Origin of the sequence: Clostridium amylolyticum (genome assembly GCF_900142075.1) — a bacterium.
Lineage (GTDB): Bacteria > Bacillota > Clostridia > Clostridiales > Clostridiaceae > Clostridium_AA > Clostridium_AA amylolyticum.
In genome coordinates this window covers 546184-571293 of the sequence record NZ_FQZO01000001.1, presented here as the reverse complement: position 1 = coordinate 571293, position 25110 = coordinate 546184, and the positions used below count along the sequence as shown (strand labels likewise).

The 25110-nt window shown below is 32.4% G+C and carries 28 protein-coding genes and 1 pseudogene; 2 read left to right on the top strand and 27 right to left on the bottom strand.

Annotation, left to right across the window (positions count from 1 at the left end):
- Positions 1–7: 7 nt before the first annotated feature.
- The 24 genes and pseudogenes from BUA82_RS02725 to flgB form a co-directional block, all read right to left on the bottom strand.
- Positions 8–871, bottom strand: a complete 864-nt coding sequence (locus BUA82_RS02725) for a MinD/ParA family protein (protein ID WP_073004418.1) — start codon at positions 869–871, stop codon at positions 8–10.
- On the bottom strand, positions 865–2034 hold the full coding sequence (gene flhF / locus BUA82_RS02720; protein WP_073004416.1) for a flagellar biosynthesis GTPase FlhF: 1170 nt from the start codon (positions 2032–2034) through the stop codon (positions 865–867). Before flhF ends, BUA82_RS02725 begins: the two co-directional genes overlap by 7 nt.
- On the bottom strand, positions 2035–4095 hold the full coding sequence (flhA, locus tag BUA82_RS02715) for a flagellar biosynthesis protein FlhA (protein WP_073004414.1): 2061 nt from the start codon (positions 4093–4095) through the stop codon (positions 2035–2037).
- 17 nt (positions 4096–4112) lie between these two features.
- Complete coding sequence (locus BUA82_RS02710; protein ID WP_073004411.1) at positions 4113–5942, bottom strand: fused FliR family export protein/FlhB family type III secretion system protein; 1830 nt, start codon at positions 5940–5942, stop codon at positions 4113–4115.
- A 9-nt stretch (positions 5943–5951) separates the two neighbouring features.
- Positions 5952–6221: a flagellar biosynthesis protein FliQ gene (gene fliQ / locus BUA82_RS02705; RefSeq protein WP_073004409.1), complete on the bottom strand. Its 270-nt coding sequence runs from the start codon at positions 6219–6221 to the stop codon at positions 5952–5954.
- Positions 6222–6233: 12 nt separating this feature from the next.
- Complete coding sequence (fliP, locus tag BUA82_RS02700) at positions 6234–7010, bottom strand: flagellar type III secretion system pore protein FliP (RefSeq protein ID WP_073004407.1); 777 nt, start codon at positions 7008–7010, stop codon at positions 6234–6236.
- Positions 7007–7363: a flagellar biosynthetic protein FliO gene (fliO, locus tag BUA82_RS02695; RefSeq protein ID WP_083599748.1), complete on the bottom strand. Its 357-nt coding sequence runs from the start codon at positions 7361–7363 to the stop codon at positions 7007–7009. Before fliO ends, fliP begins: the two co-directional genes overlap by 4 nt.
- Before the next feature lie 11 nt (positions 7364–7374).
- On the bottom strand, positions 7375–7854 hold the full coding sequence (locus BUA82_RS02690) for a flagellar basal body-associated FliL family protein (RefSeq protein ID WP_073004402.1): 480 nt from the start codon (positions 7852–7854) through the stop codon (positions 7375–7377).
- Positions 7851–8597 (bottom strand): flagellar motor protein MotB, encoded by a 747-nt coding sequence (locus tag BUA82_RS02685; protein ID WP_073004400.1) that lies wholly within the window; start codon positions 8595–8597, stop codon positions 7851–7853. Before BUA82_RS02685 ends, BUA82_RS02690 begins: the two co-directional genes overlap by 4 nt.
- Positions 8590–9396 (bottom strand): motility protein A, encoded by an 807-nt coding sequence (locus tag BUA82_RS02680; RefSeq protein ID WP_073004398.1) that lies wholly within the window; start codon positions 9394–9396, stop codon positions 8590–8592. The genes BUA82_RS02685 and BUA82_RS02680 overlap by 8 nt, the downstream gene beginning before the upstream one ends.
- A gap of 12 nt (positions 9397–9408) precedes the next feature.
- On the bottom strand, positions 9409–9600 hold the full coding sequence (locus BUA82_RS02675; protein WP_073004395.1) for a flagellar FlbD family protein: 192 nt from the start codon (positions 9598–9600) through the stop codon (positions 9409–9411).
- A gap of 71 nt (positions 9601–9671) precedes the next feature.
- Positions 9672–11180 carry a flagellar hook-basal body complex protein gene (locus BUA82_RS02670; RefSeq protein ID WP_423230441.1) on the bottom strand — a complete coding sequence of 503 codons (1509 nt, stop codon included), beginning with the start codon at positions 11178–11180 and terminating at the stop codon, positions 9672–9674.
- A gap of 276 nt (positions 11181–11456) precedes the next feature.
- Positions 11457–11927 (bottom strand): annotated as a pseudogene (locus tag BUA82_RS21200) (flagellar hook-basal body complex protein); the annotation flags it as partial.
- Positions 11928–12037: 110 nt separating this feature from the next.
- Complete coding sequence (locus BUA82_RS02665; protein ID WP_073004390.1) at positions 12038–12433, bottom strand: TIGR02530 family flagellar biosynthesis protein; 396 nt, start codon at positions 12431–12433, stop codon at positions 12038–12040.
- Position 12434: 1 nt separating this feature from the next.
- Positions 12435–13127 (bottom strand): flagellar hook assembly protein FlgD, encoded by a 693-nt coding sequence (locus tag BUA82_RS02660; protein WP_073004387.1) that lies wholly within the window; start codon positions 13125–13127, stop codon positions 12435–12437.
- A gap of 10 nt (positions 13128–13137) precedes the next feature.
- A complete protein-coding gene (locus BUA82_RS02655) occupies positions 13138–14532 on the bottom strand; it encodes a flagellar hook-length control protein FliK (protein WP_073004385.1) in 1395 nt (464 codons plus the stop codon).
- On the bottom strand, positions 14529–14972 hold the full coding sequence (gene fliJ, locus BUA82_RS02650) for a flagellar export protein FliJ (RefSeq protein WP_073004382.1): 444 nt from the start codon (positions 14970–14972) through the stop codon (positions 14529–14531). The genes BUA82_RS02655 and fliJ overlap by 4 nt, the downstream gene beginning before the upstream one ends.
- Before the next feature lie 10 nt (positions 14973–14982).
- Positions 14983–16284, bottom strand: a complete 1302-nt coding sequence (fliI, locus tag BUA82_RS02645) for a flagellar protein export ATPase FliI (RefSeq protein WP_073004380.1) — start codon at positions 16282–16284, stop codon at positions 14983–14985.
- Positions 16285–16300: 16 nt separating this feature from the next.
- A complete protein-coding gene (locus BUA82_RS02640; protein ID WP_073005126.1) occupies positions 16301–17035 on the bottom strand; it encodes a FliH/SctL family protein in 735 nt (244 codons plus the stop codon).
- 1 nt (position 17036) lies between these two features.
- Positions 17037–18050: a flagellar motor switch protein FliG gene (gene fliG, locus BUA82_RS02635; protein WP_073004378.1), complete on the bottom strand. Its 1014-nt coding sequence runs from the start codon at positions 18048–18050 to the stop codon at positions 17037–17039.
- 5 nt (positions 18051–18055) lie between these two features.
- On the bottom strand, positions 18056–19630 hold the full coding sequence (gene fliF, locus BUA82_RS02630; RefSeq protein ID WP_073004375.1) for a flagellar basal-body MS-ring/collar protein FliF: 1575 nt from the start codon (positions 19628–19630) through the stop codon (positions 18056–18058).
- Positions 19631–19656: 26 nt separating this feature from the next.
- Positions 19657–19947, bottom strand: coding sequence for a flagellar hook-basal body complex protein FliE (gene fliE / locus BUA82_RS02625; RefSeq protein ID WP_073004373.1), 291 nt, complete (start codon positions 19945–19947; stop codon positions 19657–19659).
- A gap of 11 nt (positions 19948–19958) precedes the next feature.
- On the bottom strand, positions 19959–20363 hold the full coding sequence (flgC, locus tag BUA82_RS02620; protein ID WP_073004371.1) for a flagellar basal body rod protein FlgC: 405 nt from the start codon (positions 20361–20363) through the stop codon (positions 19959–19961).
- Between the two features lie 6 nt (positions 20364–20369).
- Positions 20370–20774 (bottom strand): flagellar basal body rod protein FlgB, encoded by a 405-nt coding sequence (gene flgB / locus BUA82_RS02615; RefSeq protein ID WP_073004369.1) that lies wholly within the window; start codon positions 20772–20774, stop codon positions 20370–20372.
- Between the two features lie 483 nt (positions 20775–21257).
- Between flgB and BUA82_RS21090 the strand changes: the two genes are divergently transcribed.
- Positions 21258–21392: a CPC_1213 family protein gene (locus tag BUA82_RS21090; RefSeq protein WP_278321553.1), complete on the top strand. Its 135-nt coding sequence runs from the start codon at positions 21258–21260 to the stop codon at positions 21390–21392.
- Positions 21393–21434: 42 nt separating this feature from the next.
- Here BUA82_RS21090 and BUA82_RS02610 read toward each other — a convergent pair whose 3' ends face one another.
- Positions 21435–22295 (bottom strand): flagellin N-terminal helical domain-containing protein, encoded by an 861-nt coding sequence (locus BUA82_RS02610; protein ID WP_073004367.1) that lies wholly within the window; start codon positions 22293–22295, stop codon positions 21435–21437.
- 186 nt (positions 22296–22481) lie between these two features.
- Between BUA82_RS02610 and BUA82_RS02605 the strand changes: the two genes are divergently transcribed.
- Positions 22482–23330, top strand: a complete 849-nt coding sequence (locus tag BUA82_RS02605; RefSeq protein WP_073005125.1) for an HDOD domain-containing protein — start codon at positions 22482–22484, stop codon at positions 23328–23330.
- Between the two features lie 149 nt (positions 23331–23479).
- Here the strand turns inward: BUA82_RS02605 and fliB are convergent, their stop codons facing one another.
- Positions 23480–24721: a flagellin lysine-N-methylase gene (fliB, locus tag BUA82_RS02600; RefSeq protein WP_073004365.1), complete on the bottom strand. Its 1242-nt coding sequence runs from the start codon at positions 24719–24721 to the stop codon at positions 23480–23482.
- 56 nt (positions 24722–24777) lie between these two features.
- Positions 24778–25107 (bottom strand): flagellin, encoded by a 330-nt coding sequence (locus tag BUA82_RS20585; protein WP_073004363.1) that lies wholly within the window; start codon positions 25105–25107, stop codon positions 24778–24780.
- Positions 25108–25110: the final 3 nt, after the last annotated feature.

Below are 25110 nucleotides of genomic sequence, written 5' to 3'. Positions count from 1 at the left end.
TCTCCCCCTAAGAAAATATGTTGAAAATCTTTTTAAATAAGTTTTGAACTCCTTTTCCACTTTCTGAATTCTTTTCTCCCATTATATCTTTTGCAATGTTTAAAATATCTTTAGCGGAGTCACTATTGGGATATCCAATAACTAAAGGTTTTTGATTTCTAACGGATTGCGTAAGCCTTCTATCCTCCAAAATAGGACCTAGATACTCTACTTTCATATTTAAAAACTTATTCACAGCTCCTTGAAATTTCATAAAGGTGATTTTAGCTTCACCATAATCTAAAGCTTTATTTACAATTATTTTCGCTTTATTTTTTATTTGAAAATGACTTACTGCTTTTACAAGGCTATAGGCATCAGTTAATGAAGTAGGCTCTGGAGTGGTAACCACATAAAGCTCGTCACTACTGCTAATAAATGCAAGAACACTTCTGTTAATGCCAGCTCCTGTATCAATAAGTATATAATCGAAGTCTTCTAATGAATTTAATCTGCTTAAAAAGGTTTCTCTCTCTTCTGAAGTGAGATCCTCTATCTTGTTAATGCCTGAACCTCCTGGCAAAAGCTTTACACCACAAGGGCCTTCTACCATAACTTCTGATATAGACATGTTATTATTTATAATATTAAAAATATTATACTTAGGAAAAATCCCCATTATAACATCATCATTTCCCATACCTAAATCAGCATCAAATATTAAAACTTTCTTTCCCAGCTTTTGTAAAGTAATAGCTAAGTTAACAACAAAATTGCTTTTTCCTACTCCACCTTTACCCGATGTTACGGTGATTATCTTAGTGCCTGAAGGACTACTAATTGTGCTATTACCCATGGCCAGCTCTCTTAACCTTGCAGCCTGATCTAGCATATATTATCCTCTCCTATAATAAGCTTTAAAACTTTATCCTTAGTTGGTATCTTTATGTCCTCTGGTACATTTTGCCCTGTGGTTACAAACCTTATAGGAGTTTTACAATACTTCATTATAGAAAGTAATGCACCATAGGAATTAGTTTCATCTAGTTTTGTAATAATTACATTATTAAAATTCAAGGTTTTATAACCTTCTATTATGTTTTTAATATCTTTATTTTTAGTAACTGAGCTTATTACCAGATTAATACTGCTGCTATTTGTTTTTTCTATAAAGGCTCTCAGTTCTGATATTTGCATTTTATTTTTGCTGCTTCTTCCTGTGGTATCAATAAGTACCACATCGCAATCACTCATGGAATTAACAGCTGCTTCCATTTCTTTTAAAGTAATAACTACTGCAAAAGGCAGGTTCATTATTTCTGCATAAGTTCTAAGTTGTTCTACTGCACCAATTCTGTAAGTATCTACTGTAATAAGTCCTACCTTTTTCTTTTCTATAAGAGACATTCTTCCTGCTAATTTTGCAATAGTAGTGGTTTTACCTACTCCTGTAGGCCCCACTAATACTACATTTCCTTTTAATTCATCATTATTTACGGATATATAATCCCCCATAACCCTTAAACCAGCTTCTTTATAGTCTTTATCGTAAATATCAGTATTCTTTGCCTTTTTAACTATTTCTTCAACTATTTCATAAGACACGTCATTTTCCAATAAAAGCTCTTCTAAAGGATCTTTTAGGTTATTCATTTTGTTAAAGGCTTCTTTCATTTGCTGCAGTTCATTAAATATGGTTAAAGTATCTACATTTTTATCCTTCATAGTATTTTCAGTTTTATTTTGTATTGATTCTATTTTATTATTTTCAGGGTTAACATAATCTAAGGTATTGTTTTCCATATGGATTTTCGCTATTTCTTTTAAACTAGAAAAACTACCTTCATATATATTAGCTTCATCATTTCTTTTTTTGAAATTATTATTATTTTCTACAGCTACAGTTATTTCTACTAATTTAGGTAAGAAAAAGCCCTTAAGCCCTTGTTGTCTTACTTTTCTTTGACTTATAATCACCGCATCTTTTCCCAGGTCATACTTTATTTTAGTTAAAGCTTCATTAGAGGTATTAGCAACGTATTTTTTAATTATCATTTAAAGCGTCACCACCCCTTCAGTTCTAATTTCTACATCATTGGGTATTTCATTAAGAGAAATTACCATTATATGAGGAAATACCATTTCAATAAGCCTTCTGAAGGCTGGCCTTATCTTAGGAGAAACTAGTACCACCGGCTGGTTATTATTAAAATAAACTGTATCCAATACCGATTTTAAATTTTCAAATATTCCTTGGGTAGTATCAGGGTCTATGACTACATAGCTGCCTTGAATGGATTTCTGCAAATTATTGGCAATATAATTTTCAAGTTCTGGATGTAGTGTTGCCACAGTAATACCTCTATTTTCATCTAACAATCCATTACATATGGTTCTTCCTAAAGAAAACCTTACATATTCTGTTAGAAGCTCCAAGTCTTTAGTGTTTCTAGAGTTATCTGCTAAAGATTCCATTATGGTTACCATATCCTTAATAGACACTTTTTCTCTAAGTAAATTTTGTAATACCTTTTGCACTTCACCTATAGTCATAAGATCCGGTATTAACTCTTCTACTACAGCGCTATATTTTTCTTTAGTAGTCTCTACTATAAGCTTAGTTTCTTGTCTCCCTAATAACTCATAGGAATGTGACTTTATAGTTTCTGTAAGATGCGTCACCATAACTGTGGTAGGGTCAACTACTGTAAGTCCTTTAATTTCAGCTTCTTCCCTCTGATCTTTATTAATCCATATAGCTGGCAATCCAAAGGTAGGTTCTATAGTCTTAATACCTGGAATGTCAGAGTTCTCTCCAGTAGGATCCATGCATAGCAGCATATTAGGCATAAGCTCTGCCGCTGCAATATCTGTTCCCCTTATTTTAATAACATATTGATTGTTCTTTAATTGCAAATTATCTCTTATTCTTATAGGTTGCACTACAATTCCCATTTCAATAGCACATTGCCTTCTTACAGATGCTATTCTCTGTAGCAAATCTCCACCGGAGTTTTCATCTGCTAAAGGTATAAGCCCATATCCTATTTCTATTTCCATAGGCTCTACAGATATAAGAGAAGATACATTTTCTGGTTCCTTCTTTTCTATTTCTGTTATTTCTGCTTGCTCCGATTCCATCATAACTTCTATTTTTTCTTTTTCATCCTTATAAAGGAAATAGGCACTAGCTCCCATACCTGCAGATAACACTAGGAAAGGCACTGCAGGTAGTCCAGTAAAGGACATTACAAATAAAACTACGCTGGCTATAGCTATAACCTTTGGAAATGCTGTAAGCTGCTTTCCTAAAAGTGTACCAAAATTTTCGTCGCTGCCAGATCTTGTAACTAATATACCTGAAGCTGTAGATATTAAAAGAGCTGGTATTTGGCTTACCAAACCATCGCCTATGGTTAAGGTAGTATATACCTCCATAGATTTTTTAGCATCCATATTAAGCATTACGATTCCTATAATTATTCCACCTATAATATTAATAATGGTAATTATTATTCCAGCTATGGCATCTCCTTTTACAAACTTAGAAGCACCATCCATAGCTCCGTAAAAATCTGCTTCTGCTTGAAGATTTTTTCTTCTTTGCCTTGCTGTAAGTTCATCAATAAGTCCAGCATTTAAATCTGCATCGATACTCATCTGTTTTCCTGGCATTGCATCCAAGGTAAACCTTGCAGAAACTTCAGATACCCTTCCGGCACCACTGGTTATAACTATAAATTGAATTATTATTATAATTAAAAATATTATTATTCCAACTATGTAATTATCGCCTGTTACAAAGCTTCCAAAAGCTTCAATTACTTTTCCTGCATTAGCATCTTTAAGTATAAGTCTTGTAGATGAAATGTTTAATCCCAACCTAAATAGTGTTGTTATAAGTAATAATGTAGGAAATATAGAGAACTGCAATACTTCCGTAGTAAACATTGTTATAAGCAATATAACTATAGAAAATGTTATATTAAGTACTAAAAGTATATCTAACACCGGTGAAGGAAGAGGTATTATTATCATTAAAACTATACCTATTACACCAAAAGCTACAATTACATCTAATTTACCTTTTAAGTTTAAATTTTTTATTTCCCCCATGAAGATTACCCCATCCTTTATCTCTTTTTATTAAGCTTATATAACGCTGCAAGTATTTCCGCCACTGCTTGGTACATTTCCTGAGGTATTTCTCTCTCTATATCTACTTCATCGTATAATCTTCTAGCTAAAGGCTTATTTTCAATAATAGGTACATTATTTTCTTTAGCTATTTCTTTAATCTTTAATGCAATTAAGTCCGCTCCCTTTGCAATTACTTTTGGAGCTTCTGAACCCTTATCCTCATATTTTAAAGCCACTGCTAAATGTGTAGGATTAGTCACCACCACAGTAGCTTCTGGTATAGCTTGCATCATCCTTCTTGTAGCTATTTCTCTTTGCTTTTGCTTTATCTTTGACTTTAGCTGTGGATCTCCTTCATCTTGCTTATATTCTTCTTTAATTTCCTGCTTGGTCATCTTTAAATCTTTATTAAACATATACCTCTGATATATAAAGTCCACTAAAGCTATAATAACCATGACAAGGGTTATCTTTGTAAATATACCAAGGATAAGAGACTTTATTTCATACCCTATGGTGGGTATATACATGTTTCCTATATTTAATATCTTAGGGTAATTATCCATCATGTACTTATATCCAATGTAACCCACAATAGTAACTAAAGCTAAATTCTTTACTAGATCCACCAAACTTCTAGTAGAAAATATCCTCTTAAACCCATTTATAGGATTTATTTTAGATAATTGTGGTTTTAGAGGCTCAGAAGTTAGTATAAAACCCGTTTGAAGAAAATTGGCCAAAACACCTATAAGCATAATTGGCAAAGCCACTGGTAAATACATCATTGCCATTCTCCAAATCACCGTAATCCAAATAGCTTGTACACTATTATAATCCAGCATCATTTTAAAATCTTGATTCATAAAATAAGTCATAGTATCCTTTAAACTTCCACTGAAGTATCCACTTATAGCAGCTAAGGTTAATGTACTTGCTAAAAGGGTTAGTGCTAGGTTAACCTCTTTACTCTTAGCGACTTGTCCTTTTTTTCTTGCTTCACTTTTTTTTCTAGGTGTGGCATCTTCTGTTTTTTCTTCCGATGCAAAAATAAATATTACCGGCACTGCCTTTAATATACCTCTAATCATTTCCGGTATATGGTTAAAAGCATTTATCATGCCATTAACTATCATGGGAAGCGCTATGGTAAAGCACAGCAATCCTACTAAAATTTTAATAGGCAAACCTAATATCATTACGTTAAGCTGAGGTACTGTCCTGGCTACCAAGCCTAGAGTAATATCTGTAATTATAATTATCAATACAATGGGTATTGCTATTTTCAATGCTATAATAAAATATTGCATAAATGCGTTAATAGTTAACATTATACTTTCTTGAAATATAATAGAGTCTCCTATTGGTACATACTTATAGCTTTCTATAATGGAGCTAATAAGCATGTGATGGCCATCTATTATTAAAAATATTATAAGTGCTGTCCAATAAAATAATTTTTCTAAAAAGCTTGAGTTACTCTTTGCATTTGGATCGAACATGTTAAGCATAGATAGACCCATTTGCATATCTAAGAGGCTTCCTGCTATTCTCATAGCATCAAAGCATAAGCTGGTGGCGTAGCCTAAAAGCAACCCTGTCATAACCTCGTTAATAAAGTACATAATCAGCATATAGTTATTTTGAAGCTGTAATGCACCTGTTTGAAGAAAGGGGCTAAGGGCTATGGCTATCAGCATGGAGAATATTATCTTCATATAATTTGGGGTTCCAGTGGGGAACAATACTGGTAGCAATATAAAAAATGAAATAAGTCTAAAAAATATTAGTATTATTAATATAAAAAAATTAGTATCTATCAATTTAAACACCTATTTAGTAATAGTAGCTATAAGATCAAAAATTTTATTTGTAAATATCAGTATATTATGAAGCATCCAATTACCAAACAGAAGTCCAACTAATGCGATGGCTATTAATTTAGGAACAAAAGTTAAAGTTTGTTCCTGGATTTGAGTAGTTGCTTGAAATATACTTATTATTAACCCCACTAATATCGAGATTCCCAGTATAGGAGCTGCCACTAAAAGCCCTGTGGTTATCGCTTCCTTTAAAACTCCAATTACCATATTTTCACTCATATTATTATCTCCTTATGTAAAACTCATTATCAATGATTTAACTAACATATACCACCCATCCACCATCACAAAAAGCAAAAGCTTAAAGGGCAGAGAAATAAGTACTGGCGGTAACATAAACATTCCCATAGACATAAGTACGCTGGCTACTACAAGGTCAATAATAAGAAATGGTATGTATATTAAAAAGCCTATTTGAAAAGCGGTTTTAAGCTCGCTGATGGCAAAAGCTGGTACAACCACATAAAGAGGTATATTTTCTTTGGTTACTTTATCCTCTTCAAGCTTTGAGAGTTCTACAAAAAGTTTTAAATCCTTTTGTCTAGTTTGTTTTAGCATAAACTCTCTTAAAGGTTTGGATCCATACTCCATAGCCTGTTCTTGATTTATTTCATTATTCATAAATGGCTTTAATGCCTTTTCATTTATTTCATTATATACAGGAGTCATAATAAAAATTGTTAAAAACAAGGCTAATCCAATAAGCACTTGATTAGGTATAGATTGCTGTGTTCCCATAGCTCCTTTTAAAAATGAAAATGTGACTATTATTCTAGTAAAGGAAGTCATCATTATGATGAAGGATGGCAGTAAGGTTAAGATAGTAAGGAGAATTAAAAGCTTTATGTTAGATACATAATCCGTAGGGTTATTGGCCCCATCCACAGAAATATTCAATTTTGGAATAGGTATATTCTGAGGTTCAGCATTAACCTTTAATGCTGAAATTCCAATTATTGCACATATAAAAAATAATGATAATAAAATCTTTTGGGAGTTTTTCTTCATTTTGTAAATCTTCCTTTAATATTTATTTTATTTAATAACTTTTTCATTTCTTCAGCACTATGTGCTGAAGCTTCTGCTTTTTTTTCCTCTATGTGCAAAAGTTCTTCTTTAGAAAGCTCCTCTAATATTTCAATTCCTTTAGGGGAGGAGCTCATTATGTATGCTTTTTCCCCTATCTTAGCCAACATTAATGAGTTTTCTTTTGATACTTGTACCCTCTCTATTATCTTCATATAACTTCCATTTTGCATGTTTTGCAGCTTATTACCTCCAAATTTAAGAGATAAATATATTAAAGTTATAACAAAGGGTAAAAATACAATTATCTTTAGTATTAAACTTACTGTATTCATATTTATCATCCTTACTGAATTATAAGTTCAGGGAAATATACCTCTATTATTTTTCCTTTGGTTAATCTAGAATTCATTTTTTCTTTTAATTCTTTTTTAACAGCTTCAGTGCTTTGAATAGTGGCAAAGTCTGCAACTTTTTTACTTCTTAATATAGTAAGAGCAGCATCCCTTAAAATGGGTTTTGTCCTATCTAACAATAATTCTTTTTCTAAGTCTTGATTATTTTTATTATAGGATATAAATACCTTTGCTTTAACATATCTCTTGCTATCTGCATCAGTGAGATTTACAAGGAAATCATCTAGAGCATAGGTGGCTTCTTCTATCACTATCTCAGCTTTACTATTTGCTTTAGCACTGCCCTTAGAACTAAAGTACATCCCGGCAAATATCCCTCCTCCTGCTAAAGCTATAATTAACAGTATTATCAAAGTTATAAGAAGTGGTTTTGAACTTTTACCTTCTTTTTTATTTTTATTCTCACTCATTTCTTTTTCTCCTTTTCAGTAGCAACAATAAGTATGTTAACCCTTCTATTTTGATCTCTCCCTGATTGAGCGCTGTTATCTGCAATGGGTTTGTATTCTCCATAACCCGCTGCTGCAAATCTAGTGGGATCTTGATGTTTTTCTTCAATAAAATATCTAACTACATTTACAGCTCTAGAGGTGGATAGTTCCCAGTTACTGTCATATTTACTGTTTTTTATAGGTACATTATCCGTGTGTCCCTCGATAATTATTTTATTTGGAAAAGTACTCATTAAACCGCTTATTTTTTCTAGTACCCCTCTACTTCCCTCTATGAGATCAGCTCTTCCAGAATCAAAAAGTATATTATCTTTTAGTTGTATTATAATACCTCTTTCATCTTCCTTTACCTCTACAGTTGATTCCAACTTATTCTTGTCAATAAATTGTTTTACAGTTTCATACATTCCCAGCTTTTCTTCATCCATATTTTGAGGTATAGGTATATCTGTATCCTTACCTCCAATTATAGGTTGTTGTCCATTGTTTAAGTTATATTCTAGAATGGTATTACCTTCTTTTCCGCTAAGTACCATTTGTAGAGCTGTAGAAATCTCTTGTAGCTTTTGCTGATTTACCGTAGAGAAAGAGTATAACAAAATAAAAAAGGTAAGAAGGAGAGTTATGGTATCAGAGAAGGTGGCAAGCCACTCATCTCCTCTTAATTCTTCCTTTTTAATATTACTTTTTCTCCTAGACACCTTCTACCACTCCTTCACCTACATGTTGCTGCATATATTTTTTCCTATCTGTAGGGGATAGGTAGCTTACCAGCTTATCTTCTACTATTCTAGGGTTTACACCAGATTGTATGGCTAATATGCCTTCTAGCATCATTTCTCTAATAGAAGCTTCAGCTTCACTTTTTACATTTAAATTTGCAGACATAGGGTTAAAGAAAAGATTTGCCATAATAGCTCCATAGTAAGTGGTAATTAACGCCTTAGCCATCCCTGATGCTATAGCAGAAGAATCTGAAAGATTTGCTAGCATCTGAACAAGACCTATTAAAGTTCCTATCATACCAAAAGCTGGAGCGTATCCTCCCCATGCCTTTAACATGTTTGATCCATTAGCATGTCTCTTTTCCATTTCTGAAATTTCCAGTTCCATAATATCCTTAATAGTTTCAGGTTCTATTCCATCCACCACCATTTGGAGACCTTTTTTTAAAAAATCATCTTTTAAATCTGAAATATCATCTTCTAAAGATAATAACCCTTCTCTTCTTGCTTTTCTTGAAAGGTTTATAAATTGAGATATGGTGTCAAAACTAGTACTTTCAACGTTTTTAAAGGTTTTGCCCATAATTTTGAATATATTTTTCACCTCAGAAAAACTATAGTTTATTAGCAAAGCACAAAAGGATCCTCCAATTGTTATAACTACTGACGCAGCATCCCAAAATATCTTTATAGATGCCCCCATGGTCATACCCCACACTAGCATTATAGATCCAAATAATAAACCTATACTGGTTAACGCATCGTGTTTTTTCATTTTAAACGCCTCCTATAAATCAGCACCATAAATTTTCTTTTTATATATAATAATTTCTTTAATAACTTCTTCAGGAGACTCTAAAACCATATATTTCTTTCCATTAATTAATGTGATTAAAGTTTCAGGTACTTGCTCCATTTTTTCAATTTGATCTGAATTAAGAATAAAGTCCTTGTTATTTAAAGCTCTTAATTTTATCATATTCCCCTCCATAGATTATCTGCAAAAACAGCTAAAAGCTGTTTTTGCAAATAATTTAATAAATCTTTATCTTATCGTTTTAGATTTATAATATCCTGAAGTATTTCATCACCAGTAGTAATCATTTTTCCACTGGCTTGGAAGGCTCTATTGGTAATGATCATTTCTGTAAACTGCTCTGCTAGATCTACATTGGACATCTCTAGCATCCCTTGAAGAATATCTCCATACCCCTTACTATTATCTTCACCTAAAGTACCTACTCCACTTCTTAAAATCGGATCTCCAGAGTTAACAGACTGCTGATAAATGTTTTTACCAAGCTTTGTAAGTCCTACAGAGTTTTTAAAGGAAACTGTAGCTATCTGACCTAAAGCCGCTACTCTACCATCTTCTAATACAGCATTTACTACTCCTTCTTTACTTATGGTAAAAGTCTTAACTCTTAAATAATCATCTGTTCCAGGTATTCTAACCTTTTCAGGAATTCTAAGGCATTTTAAATTTCCATCGTAGGACTTAAGATCCTTAGTACCATCTACATAGTTTAATTCTCCATTATTATCAATACTTTGAACTGGTGTACCACCGTCAGTAATAAGAGATTCTGTGTCATATACCTGAGTTGGCACTCCTTTAACTGTTAATCTTTGATTGATACCCTTATTTTCTAATGCTTTGTTTATGGCATTTTGTATTGCGGTATTAGTGGTTCCATTAGGGCTTACTAAATCCATATTTATTATTATTCTTTTATTTGTAGCATCTATCTCAGAGGAGGTTTGAGTACCTGCAGATATTTTACCGATTTGAATTATATAATCATTTAATGAAGCACCATTTTCAAAATCAAATTCTAATCCTGCAGCATTTACTATACCTGGCTTTGCTAGCGCTGTTCCACCTTCAATGGTATTAGATACCAATCCTGAAGAAAGTGAAAATTTACCGGATATCTTAGATATTTGATTTCCCACATCTGTTATTTTAGCATTTATTGCTGCTTTTAATGTTTCTGGAGTAATGCCACCTTTTACAAAATCCCCTTTTATGGTTATTTTCTTTGCGGTGTCTAGATCTACAGTTACATCTAATGGTTCTTCATTAATGCTTTCAAAAACTATTTCAACATCATTATATTTATTGCTTGGAAATTCAAAGCTAAATCCTGCTACAGTTAAATTTCCAGGTGCTTTTGTAGGATCTGCATTTGGAACAACTTTATCACTAAGTTTTGGGAAGGTTAACTGGGTTCCAGTTACTTCTGTAACTTTTTGTGTTATTCCTTTGTCCTGTAATGCCTTGTTAATTATATCTCTAAGCTCATTAGAACTTAAAGCAGCTCCTCCCTTAAAGTTACCATTAATCTTTATTTTTTTATCAGCTGAAATATCAGCACTAAATGTAGTGTCATCAAATTTCCCTAATTCTATAACATACTGATTAAGGGCATCTCCCTCACCAAATTTTATGTTGAAACCTGCAAAGTTCACACTGCCGGGTCTCTGTGCATCTGACCCACCTTTTACTCTTTCTGAAAACATTCCATTAATTACTGAAGCTTTGCCAGTAACATACATAGTTTGTCCTATTCCTGCTGAGTTTAATGCTCTATTAACAGCTGATTCTAGCTGATCGCTGGTAAGAGCTCCTTCTGTAGAAAAGTCTCCATTTACAGTTATAGTCCTAGTGGCCTTATCCACATCTGCAGAAGCTGGAGTTTGTGGTCCTACTGCACCCACGACTACCCTGTAACCATTTAAAGCTGCCCCTGCTCCAAATCTAAAATTAAATCCTCCTGTGGAAACCACATTAGGTGACTTGGCGGTGGCAGGTACTGAGGTAACATCATTGGATAAGGAATATCCTAATATTCTATATCCATCTCCAGTTAATAAATTTCCTTCTTCATCTAATGTAAAGGAACCATCTCTTGAATAATTTAATTCCATCCCTGAAGTCTGTAAGCTTTGAGGTATTACATTATGTGTACCTGGTCTATGATTTACTTGAATAGTTCCATCACCAAAAACCTTTGGTCCTTTGGCTACCATAAAGAAACCATCTCCATCCAGGGCAAAGTCTAAATTCCTTCCTGTGGGCTGCATCATACCTTGTTTCATTACAGTATCAATAGCTGCAAGCTGTACTCCAAGCCCTACTTGACTTGGGTTAATACCACCTATGTTTTGTGCTGGAGCCATAGCATCACTATAACTTTGGCTTAGCATATCTTGAAATCTTGCTCTAGATGATTTAAAAGCTGTAGTACCTACATTGGATATATTATTGCCTATAACATCAAGTTTTGTTTGGTTAGCTTTCATTCCGCTTATACCGGAAAACATTCCTCTAAACATTTTGTTGACCTCCCAGAGTTTTTATATTCTCTGCTTCTATCCTTCCACAGAGTGCAGGCCTCCTTTTCAGGTCCAGCCTAAAGTATTACTAAACTATCTATATTAGTAAATATATTATCTTTTGATCTTTGCTTTTCTATAGCTGTGATAAGTGTCCTATTTTCTACGCTAGCTATAAACGCTATATCCTTATAAAGAATAACCGTATTTTTACTGCCTTTCTTTTCTGCCATATTAAAGCCCTCATTGATTTTTTCAAAATCCCTGCTATTTAGATTTAAACTTTTTATTCTTTCTCCCGCATGAGCAGAAACAGTAAAAGAATCATTTTTATTAATTTCATTGTCTAGATAATTTTTAAAATTACCTTGTATATTTTTATTACTTTTATTTAAGTTCTGGCTATGATTGGAATTTAATGCAGATAAATTTTCTATGGCATAGGGCTTTCCATTTATAATTCTATAGGACATATTAATCCTTATTTACTACATCACTTACTTTTACCAATTGTCCCAAAGTAAATGTCTTTATTTCATCACTATCTTTAAGCTTTACATTAAGCTTAATAAATCCCTTTTCTTTAAATACCCCTTGAACTATGCCGCTAAATTTATCAACCTTATCTTCTTTTCCCTCTCCATTAGCCTTTGGCACCTCAAACTCTGTTTCCTTACCAATTAAAGATGCAGCTGTTAAAAGAGCCATATTCCCGCTAACGCTGTCTAGACTAAAATTAGGCACATCTAATACAGTCTGTATATCTTGCTGTTTAAAATCCATAATTTTATTACTACCCGCTTCATTGATTTCAACGCTTAGAAAAACATTTGACCCTTGTCTGGTTACTGCCTTAACTACACCTGTATAAGGCACTCCGTTGGGGTCTAACACCTTTAAAGTAACCCCTTTGCCCACTAATGAATTTACTGCAAATCCTGACATTGTACTATTTAAGTTTGTCATTTGCTCCATGGATGCAAATTGTGCCATTTGAGTTACATATTGTGTGGAATCTTTAGAATTCATAGGGTCTTGATTGGATAATTCTGCAGCTAGTATTCTTAAAAAAGCATTTTTATCCATATCACTACCCGGACTAATTATTTGAGTTCCTCTTTCTGTAGCTCTATTTCCATAACTTTCGTCTACTTTAAAACCTTTCATTTTTAACCTCCTATGCCAGCATATTAACGCTATTATTCGTTGCTAACACATCCGTACTTGTCTCCTCTATATCCTCTTCAACTAATGTGTTGTTTTTATTTGAACCATTAGAACTTCCTTCTTTATTGCTTTCTGAAAAGCTGCTTTCACTAAAGTTCCTTGAAAAATATGTGGTGTCATCATTATAAATATTTATTGATACATCTTGAACCTTTATGTTGGAGTCTGCCATAAGTGATTTAAGTTCTGACAAGTTCTTATTTAGTAAGTTATATGTATCCTTATTAGTAGGGGTTAAATGTGCTTTCATTGCCCCTGCTTCCATAGTAAGCCTTATAGTAATACTGCCTAGCTCCTTAGGATTTATTTTTATAGTCAATTCTTTAATATTAGTTTTATCCATATATTTTATTACTTTTACCACATCTTTTACGGCAGTTTCTCCATTAATCTCAAGGTTTTCTAATTCCTTTATGTTATTAGAAGATATATTCATTCTGTTTATAACATTATCAAGTTTTGTCTCTTTAATAGTTTTATCTTTTTGATTTATTATTTCTTCTAGGAATTTTATTTCCTTAGAGGGATGGGCTTTATCTTCATTTAAAGAACCTTTACCTTCTGGTTTTACTTCTAGAGTATCTTTAACTGGCTTTTTTTCTACCTTAAAAGAAAAAGTATTTTCAAGTGTTATATTTTTTTCATCTTTTTTATTTTCATTAGTATTAATTTTGATTTCTGCATTTTTATCTGGTGTAATCTTAGGCATAGAAGTAATGATATTATAAAGTTCACTGGCACTTGAATTTTTATCTATCATACTAAGCAGCTTATTATTAAAGCTTTCCAACACTTCAGGTTTTAACTGTGTTAATAAGTGTTTAATGCTTTCATAGTTTTTAGGATGAGTATTTAATAAGCTTACCAGTTCTTTTATTTGCCCTTCTATATTTGCTTCTTTATTTACTTCTATATTTACTTCCTTATTTAAAGATTCTCCCTTATCTAAAACCATAATTAAAGACTCTAAAGTTTTAACATCACTGTGGGTATTAAGATCCTGAGTCTTATTTAAATCATCCTTTATATCTGTGCCATTAATATTAAGTAATTCTAGAATAAGATGAAGTAATTTATCGCTTACATCCTTATCATCAGTTATACTTTTATTCTCATCTAGTGAATCTTTTATATCATTTTTTGATAGGTTCTCATTCTCTTTAGTATTCTTTTTATACACAGAAGTTAAAATCTTACTAAATTTTTTATCTTCTAAAGGTTCTTTTCCTGTAACCTCTTTGTTGTTTTCTATAGCTGAAGGTTTGCTGTTTTCTATACTAGAAGGTCTATTTAAAGAAGATAAATCATTAAGAAGTGCACCCTTTAACGTATTTATTTGTCTCACCTCCTTTCCATATTTTTTCTAATAAATGCATATAAAGCAAACTCATCATTTTGCCTTTGCTCCATTAAGTTTTGCTCATTTATAAACTCGTTATATTTTTTTTCTTTAATAATCTCTACAGTCTTTCTATCAATTTGTTTATTCTTCAAATCTTCTCTGCACTTAATAAGATGTGCGTCTTTATTTTCAAGTTCTTTTTCAGCATCATCTATGGTTATGGTAAGAGCATTAAGATAATTCTTTTTAATCTTTTTAGTAATAACAGTTTCATTTTTTTCTATATTATTATATTTATCATAGCTGCTTTGAAGAGTTGTCAGCCTTTCCTCTGCTTTTATCTTTTCCCTTTGTGCAGTTTGAAAAGTTCTTTTACTTTCTTCTTCTTTTTCAATTCTTATATCCAGAAGTTTTTGAAGTCCGAAATTAAATCTACTTTCCATATTTCCCCCGTTAACTAAACATGTACTTTAGTTTATCTATGCTATCTTGAAATTCTGCTGATTCTTTAATACCTTGCCTTAAAAATTCATTTATTACATCGTTATAATCTATGGCCATATCTACCTTTTTATTGGAACCTCTTACATAAGCTCCAATATTAATTAAGTCTTCTGAATTTTTATAGGTGGCAAGCAAATCCCTAGCCTTAGATGCAGCTTTTTTATGTTCATCCTCTGCTATTTCTGACATAAGTCTGCTTACACTGTTTAATATATCTATAGAAGGGTAGTGATTCTTATGGGCTAAGGCTCTAGATAATACTATGTGTCCATCTAGAATCCCTCTCACTGCATCTGCAATAGGTTCATTAAAATCATCACCGTCTACCAGCACTGTATAAAATGCAGTAATAGAGCCTTTATCTGACATACCTGATCTTTCCATAAGTCTTGGAAGCATAGCAAAAACTGAAGGGGTATATCCTTTTGTAGCTGGAGGCTCCCCTATAGCCAGCCCTATTTCTCTTTGAGCCATGGCAAACCTTGTAACAGAATCCATCATAAGTATTACTTTTTTACCCTTGTCCCTAAAGTACTCTGCTATGGCTGTAGCTGTTAGAGCGCCCTTAATACGTATCAATGCTGGTTTATCTGAGGTGGCACATACTACCACAGACTTTTTCATACCTTCTTCACCTAAGTCTTTTTCTATAAAATCTAGAACTTCTCTTCCTCTTTCACCAATAAGGGCTATAACATTTATGTCTGCCTTAGCTTCTCTAGCGATCATACCTAAAGTAGTGCTTTTACCCACACCGCTTCCGGCAAAAATACCTATCCTTTGACCTTCACCACAAGTTAAAAATCCATCTATAGCTTTTACTCCAGTAGGTAAAATACTTTTTATTCTTCTCCTTTTTAAGGGGTCTGGTGGTGAGGTATCTAAAGGATATGCATCCTCCAAATATAAAACACTTTGGTCTAAGGGCTCTCCTAGTCCATCTACAACTTTTCCTAAAAGTTCATCTCCGCATTTTACACTAAGAGGTGTTCCTTCTGGTACCACTCTGCAACCAGGACCAACACCCCAAAGTTCTCCTAAAGGCATGAGTATTATACATTCTTCTTTAAAGCCTACTACTTCACACTTTATAGGGTGATTTTTTTCATTATATATAATGCAAAGTTCTCCTACGAAGCCTTTTATGCCCTCTACCTCTATAGTTAATCCTATTACCTTTTTTACTATTCCTTCAAAGTAGAAAGGAGAAATTTTTTCAGCTTTATCACAAAGTTTTTGAAAATCTAGCATTTTTATCTCCTTTTCCTTATACACCAAAAGCTTGTTTTAATTTTTCCATGGAAATATCCATACCTAATTGAATTTTCCCATTTTCTTTTTCTATTACCACGTTTCCTGGCTCTGTAGTTAAATCTTCTATTACAAAAAGCTCTGCATTTAAAGCTAGCATATGTTTCCAAGTTTCAACTTTTTCTTTTATGCTGTCTATATGTACCGGATGGCATTTTATAATATAACTTTTTGACTTTTTAGATATTTCAATAGCTTCAAAAATGAGCTTATTCAAGCCTTGATCCCTTTCAAGCTTTTCACGCAATATAGATTCAGCCATTTTAACTGATAGCTCTATAATTTCCTTTTCCTTTGACTTTAAGTACTCTTCATATACTTCCTTAGCAGAATTCAATAGATACATTGCTTCATCGTTAATTTGAGCAGCTTCTACCTTTGCTTTTTCAATATTTACTTCATAGCTTTCCTTATAGCCATCTTCATATCCATTTTGCTGGCCTTGATGGTACCCTTTTTCATAAGCTTCTTGTTCAATTAAATGAGCTTCACTCAAAGCCTTGGATATTATATCTTCACTTTCTTTTTTAGCTTTTAAAATAATAGTTTCAGCCAGTTTTTCATAATTTAGCAGTATTTCGTCAGTAAAAGAGGAGTTTTCACTGGCGGCTTTTAGTTGAACTGTTTTCTCGTCGGTTTTAATAAGCTTTTCCCCTTGTTTTATGGCAATATCTGCCTTTATAATGCTCATATTATACAATTATTGCATCTTCTCCTCCTCTTGAAATAACAATCTCTCCTGTTTCATCCAGCCTTCTTATAATACCCACTATCTTTTGTTGAGCTTTTTCTACATCTATAAGTCTCACTGGTCCTAAGAATTCCATATCCTCTTTTAATGAAGAAGCAGCTCTCTTTGATTGATTCCTAAATATTGCTTCTCCAACCTCTTCTGAAGCTCCTTTAAGAGCCAAAGCAAGATCTTTAATTTCCACTTCTCTAAGTATTCTTTGAATGGATACATCATCCAAGGTAAGCACATCTTCAAATACGAACATACTGCTTTTAACTTTTTCAGCAAGTTCTGCATCTTCCCTTTCTAGACTTTCTGTAATGTTTCTCTCAGTTGTTCTATCCACTTGATTAAGTATTGAAACCAATGTCTCCACACCACCAAGGGTTGTCATATCAGACCTTACCACTGAGGATAACTTACCTTCTAGTACCTTTTCTATTTCTTTTATTACCATGGGTGAAGTGTTATTCATTGTTGCTATTCTATACGCAACTTCGCTTTGTGTTTCCTCTGGAAGGGAAGACAAAACAGCAGCTGCTTTCTCCTGCTGAAGATAGCACAATATAAGTGAAATAGTTTGTGGGTGTTCGTTAGACACTACATTTAAAAGCTGAGATGCATCAGCTTTACGCGCAATAGAAAACGGTCTGTATTGTTGAGTAGCTTCGGAAACTTTACTTAAGATCTCTTGCGCTCTTTGAGTACCTAAGGCCTTAGATAGTAGATTTTTAGCATACTCCATACCACCTTCAATTAAAAAATCCTTAGCTTTATTCATCTCTAAAAATTCTTTTAGTATATCTTCACGTTGAGCTGATGATACTGAAGTAGTATTAGCTATTTCATAGGTAATTTTTTGTATATCATTTTCAGGAAGCTTTTTGATTATCCCTGAGGATGCATCAGGTCCAAGGGTAATAAAAAGTATTGCTGCTTTTTGAACTCCTGTTAATTTATTATCTCTTGGCATCTATATCACCTCTCATCCTCTGTGAGCCATGCTCTAATTATGTCCGCTACCTGCTCTGGTTTTTCTTTGGCATAGCCTTTAATTTCTTTTTCTAGATGAGTCTTTTCGTTTTCTTCTTCAAAAGAAATAGGTTTGAAATTCTCAATATTCTTAGGAGTTAACTGTTCTCCTATAACTACATCTAAATTAGAACCTTCCAGCTCATCATCGTCTCTTCTTCTTCTCATTGCCTTTGTTAAAATAATAATAAAGATTATTAAAGATAATCCTGCTAAAGCTGCTAAACCTATAGTTTTATAAAGCTGCATCTTTTTATCTTTTTCTGCTTGTGCCTTCATGTCTTCAAGTTCTCTTGCTATTATAGTCTTTTGCGATGGATCAAAGTTCATGCCTACCACAGTGATTTCATCTCCCCTATCCGCTTTAAAACCTAAAGCATTGGAAGCAAGATTCTTCAAATCTATCTGTGATTGAGGGTCTAAATTTCCATCTACTATAACAGAAGCAGTAATTCTCTTTACTTCCCCTGGAGCGCTTATAACCTTAGTTTCAGTTTTACCAACTTCATAGTTTACTTTTTGCTCTTCTTTTGTACTGTTGTTACCTGTATTACTGTTTCCTATGGTATTGCTCATTTGATTGTCTACAGGGCTTTGAGAGGTAGGACCACCAGTATTGTTGTTGGTTTCCTTAGATGAGGATTCGCTAACAATTACCTTGTTTGGATCTACTACTATCTGTGTCTTTTGTTTTGAGTCAAAATCTAAGTCTGCATTTACCTTTACTTTTACCTTTTCTTTACCTATTACTGGTTCTAACATCTCCATAACAGACTTTTCAAGTTTCTTTTCAAATTCCTTTTCTATTTCCTGTTGTTTTTCAACGCTGGTGCCTGCTGCAGTATCATTTCCTTCTGCATCAAAGACTCCTCTAGAAATCAAATTCATATTTTGATCTATTACTTCTACATTTTCTTTAGGTATGTTATCTGTACTTCCAGCTACCAATGCTATGATAGATTTAACCTGCTCACTATTTAAGCTTTCACTATTTTTAAGCTGTATATATATAGCAGCTCTTCCAGGGGTGTTATCCTTTACAAATACTGATTCCTTGCTAGGTGTAATATGTACTCTTGCATTTGCTATTTGAGGAAAGCTTTTAATTGTTCTTTCAATCTCACCTTGTAACATTATAAGCTTTTTTATTTTAAACTCTTCATCAGTCATTCCAAAGGATTTACTTTGGTCCATAAGTTCATAACCTTTACTTCCATTAGTTATGGTAGTAGCTAATTCTAATCTTAACTCGTCCACCATATCTGTAGGAACATATATGGAGTTCCCCTTTATCTTTGCAGTAACTTTCTTCTCTTTAAGTTGAGTAGTAACGGTTTGAGCATCCTTTGGATCTAGATTTGAAAATAAAAGCCCATACTTATTAGAGTAAGAATATACAATGAAAGATATAATAGCTATCACTACTGTTACAGAGGATATTATTAAAGCAATTTTAGCTCCCCGTCTCATGTTTTTAAATTTATCCCTAAGCTTTTTAAAGCTTTCAGACAGTTTATTCATCTAATGCACTCCTTATCTATCCCGGACTATAACTGTAGTCTATTTATTTCCTGATATGCTTCCACAAGCTTATTTCTAACCTGTACCGCAAGTTGTAGAGATAGTTTAGCTTCTTCTGTAGCTAGCATTACTTGATGAATGCCTATATCTTCTCCTTTAATAAAACTTTCTGTAGCTTTTTCCGCTGTAATTTGCTGATTATTTACTTCATTAAGTTTTTCTTTTAAGGTATCTCCAAAAGAAATCTCTTTGCTTTCGTTATTATTTTGAATATTTTCAAAGATATTACTGTTAGGTACAAAATTATTAACCCTCATTTTTTTCTCCCCTATCTACCTATTTCTAGCGCTTTTGCAAACATGCTTTTTTGTGAATTTAGTGTATCTACATTGGCTTCATAAGCCCTAGATGCCGCTATCATGTCTGCCATTTCATTTAAAATATTTACATTAGGCATCATAACAAAGCCTTCAGTATCTGCATCTGGATGCATTGGATTGTATACTCTTCTTAAAGGAGATTTGTCTTCTGCAACCTCCACAGCCTTAACACCTTTCATTCCCATCTCTTTACTTAAATTTTCTTGAAATACAGCTATTTTTCTTACATAAGGTTTACCATCTTTTCCTCTAGTGGTATTTGCGTTAGTTATATTTGAAACTATGGTATCCATTCTTAATCTTTCAGCAGATAGTCCACTGGCGCTGATTCTCATTCCGTTAAAAGCATTCATTTATTATTACCTCCCACCGCTTGTGATTACATATCTAGTATTGGAAAGCTTACTATTCGCTTGAGTTATTAAGGCGTTATACATTAATGTGTTTGCTGCTTGATTTGCTTTTTCCATATCTAAATCCACATTATTGCCATCTTCCCTCATGCTGTTGGAATTATCTCTTTCCACCTTTATTTCACCATAAGCTTGTCCATTTTCAGTAATATGTCTTTCATTTGTAATTTTCATTTGAAAATCTGATTGAGATTTTAGAGTTTCTTCGAAAGATACACTATACTTTTTGTATCCTTTAGTGTTTATATTAGACATGTTTTGAGAGATAACTTTCCCCCTCATATTTGTGGCATCTAAAGATTTTTTTATAAGTTCATAATCATTTAACTTATTGGATTTAATAGTTGACATAACCCCTAACCCCTTTTTAGTTATATTGTAGTATAATTTTGCATTTAATAATAATTAATGTGAATTTTAAGTCAAAAAAAATTTTTATATGTATAAATTTTATATAATATGTATTTTAAATTAATTATATTAATAATTATAAAAGATTTATCTATATTTTTCTATATAATTTAAATCTTTTTGTAAATTTTGCTCTTTTTTTCGTAGTTAATAGACTATTTTATGTATTTTAGTAAAATATATCGAAAAAACCAAAATATTATCTAAAATAACTATTAATGATTTATAAACTTTGATACATTTTTTAAACAAATTGTTAAATACTAATCTCATAACTATTCTAATACACTTTAATAGATTTTTAAATACCTTTTAACAAATATTTATAAATTTTTTCTATTTTTAGGCAGGTAACCTAAATTTTCTCCAATTATCCAGTTAAAATGGTTTTAAATTGTAAAATATTACATAGGAGGTGCTTTTATGGTAAATAAAAGCAAAGAAAGCAAAAATAACAGAAAAGAAGATAATAATTTTTCGAAAAAGCACATAAATCACGATCCTAGGACAGAAAGTGCAAAAGCGGTTTTTGATGATCCAAAAGCAAAAGAAGATTAAAATCCATAATAAAGGAATCTGTAGAATGCTCTACAGATTCCTTTATCTCATTCTTTCCAATACTCTTAATATATCTTGTGGAAAATTGTTAGATTGTGCCATCATAGCATTTGCAGATTCTATAAGTATTCCATTACTAGCATATTTCATCATCTCTTCAGCTATGTCCGCATCCCTTAAACCACTTTCGGCTTTAGAAATGGATGCTGAGGTTTCCCCTAAGGCATCATGCAGGCTTTCTAATTTATTTTGAATAGCTCCATATTTACTTCTCATGCTAAGCACAGAATTTAAAGCTCCTTCAGTAACTTTAAGGGCCTCATCTACTCCACCAGGCTTAGTTACATCTATATCCTTCAATGATAACTTTCCTTCAGAGTCTTTAAGTATTTCAGTAGTCAAATTATACATAGGAATTTCCACTTTTTCTCCTACGTTTGCCCCGGATACAGTATACTTGTATTGAGGGTTAGAATTATCTGTAACATTCGCATCATGCAAAAGTTTAACGCCATTAAACTCAGTATTTTTTGCTGTAAAATCTATATGGTCTTTCATAGCCTGAATTTCATTTTGTATAACCTGTCTATCTTCTGAAGATATAGCTCCCCCTGCTTGTACGGAAAGTTCTTTAATCCTATGAATAGCACCAGTAATACTATCAAGTCCTCCATCTGCAGTTTGTAACATTGCAGCAGAGTCCTGTAGGTTTCTCTGAGCCATATCCAAGCCTCTAATTTGTATCCTTAAAAGCTCACTTTGCCCTATAGCATTAGGGTTATCTTTAGCAGAAACAAGTTTCTGCCCAGTGCTAATTTTATTTAAGGCATCACTTTGAAGACTTAACTTTTTTGTATAATTATTATATATACCTAAGGACATCATGTTATGATTTAATCTCATGCATTTCACTCCAATTAAATGTATTACTTAAATTATCGGTAGGGTTAAGATTATCTTTATGGTAAGTTTTAATAAATAAATATTTAAATTTAAGTTATGATTAAATTAAGTTTCTTTCTAAATATAACGATATACTATATATATCTATTAATATAACTATGAAATGGGTGTGTGAATGTGAGAAGTATGAGCTTAGATAATTTAATTAATAAAGTAGAAGATATCCCTGTACTCCCTGATAGAATTAATAGAATAATGGCTCTTACAGAAGATCCAGATTCTACTATAAAAGATTTAGAAAAGGAAATTTTAAAAGATCAGAGTTTAACATCAAAGATATTAAAGTTAGCCAATTCCACTTATTATGGTTATGCGAGGAGGATTTCAACAGTTTCTGAAGCAGCGGTGCTTTTGGGCTATCAAACCATTAAAAGTTTGACTCTAGCTTCTGCCGTGAGTCAATACCTTATTAAAGAGCTACCTAAAGGTTATGGACTGGAAAAATATGATTTATGGAATCAGTCTCAAAGCTGTGCTATTATATCAAGATTTATTGCTAAAAAGGTAAAGTACGGGAAAGCTGAACAAGCTTACATAGCAGGGCTGTTAAGGGATATAGGTAAAACTATATTAAATTACTATGTAGGGGAAGAGTATGATGCCATAGTAAATAAAGTGCAAATTGAGAAAAAGACTTTTCTACAAGCTGAAGAAGAAATTTTAGGCTTTAATCATGGAGAAATCGGTGCTGAGGTGGCCAAGAAATGGAATTTCCCCCTAGCTTTAGTGGAAAGCATTCATTATCACCACACACCAGAACTATCACAAATAGATCCTACCCTGGTATCAATAGTGCATATAGCCGATGCAATAACCATGTTCCTGGGTGTAGGTCTAGGCAACGACGGTTTATCCTATAATTTCTCAAGCTTTGCCCTAAATACCCTAAACCTAAAAACTGAATCCATGGAAAAAATTATCTATGAAATTTCGGATTACTTAAGTGATAATAACAGTTTTAATGCTATTTTCTAAATATATTGATTTTGTATTAACCTGTAATTTTAAACTCTATGCTATAAAAATATAAATTAATACTTACGCATAAAGAGCATCAACTGCTATTTCATTAGCCCCTGATGCTCTTTTATTCATTTCCATGCTTTTATATTTAAATTAAGCATTTAGTTTTTAACTAAGATAGACATATATGCTAAGTTGTCATAATTATTATCTTTTAACAATCTTATAATCTCTCCACTATATTTAGTGCTATGAGTAAATACTTTTGATAAAGATTGAATTAACTTTAATATTAATTCATCTGTTAAGCCTTCATGGGCTCCTGACATACCTATCATATGAAACTTAACCATACTATAAAGCACACATAGATAGATATACGAATCCCAAATAGTTTTAAAGTTTCCAAAAGGCATAAGTTCTCTAAAATACTCATTTACTAAATAATTTTCTAATAAATATTCTTTTTCCTCTAAATATGGTAAAAGATATTTTTCCCTGTTTATATTATATTTTTCTAATATTTTCTCTTGATGTTCTCCTTCTATGTATCCTATACCTAATAAAGTTTCTTTTAAGCATTGTACATATCTGGCACTGCCTACCACTCCAATCTCTCTATGATCTATAATTTCTTTTATTAATAGCATTTGTAATTCCATGTTAGTAGGCAAATTATTCAATTCTTCTCTTAATGACTTTTCTTCTACCATATAGCTCATTTTTTCTATCATATTTGGAATTTCGTTTGTTAAATCATTCTTATATAAATTTTCTATATTCTCATAGAATACACCCAGTATCACTAATCGTTCGGACAATGTATAATTCCGGTTTTGCAAAATTGAAAGACTAAAAATCCTAATTTCCCAAAAATATCTTTGAGGCTTATTTAAAAACAAATGTCCTTCTGTGTCAAATCTACTATTTATGACTATTCTTAAATCTTCCTCTTCTTCAACCTGCTCAAACATTATTCCATCCTTATTCAGAATTGCTAATCTTGCAGCTTCAGGACAGGACATCGTGGCACTTCTTTCAAACTTTCCATCCACCTTATTTAGGTATCTAGGATATACTGTACAGGTATTTGAAAGATATTCCTCCCCCAAGTTTATGTATACTTTACAAAGATTTTTTTCATTCAAAAATGGACATCTTTTATCTTCATCCATGTGAATATTCCCATAGGAAATTTCACTTTTATCATTATGTTTTCTTGTTACACTTTTAGTTACTATAGATTTTATTTCTTTATTTTGAATCTTGTTATACTTTAAGTAAGTTTCCCTATCCAAATCAACTTTAAATCCAATACAACAACTATCTTCACATTTAGAACCTACACATCTAAAAGACTTCATGTAAGAAGGTATTAATACTATTCTTTTCTTTTGGCTCATGGAATCACTTACCTTTCTGAAAATCATTTTAAAAAGCATTAAAATCGGTTCGCTGCTTATCTTAATAACTGAAGAACTCCTTGATGCTGTTGGTTAGCTTGGGTAAGCATAGCTTGAGCAGCTTGACTAAGAATATTTTGTTTGCTGAAGTTCATCATTTCTTTAGCCATATCCACATCTTTAATTCTACTTTCTGCTGCAGTTAAGTTTTCCGATGTATTATTTAAATTAGCTATTGTATGTTCTAATCTATTTTGGTAAGCTCCCAGTACAGATCTGAAACTTGAAACTTTTTCTATTCCATTATCACATAATTTTATTGCTTCAGAAGCCTTGTTACTATCTGAAACATTTATAGAACTAATACCCAGTGCTGATGATCTCATATC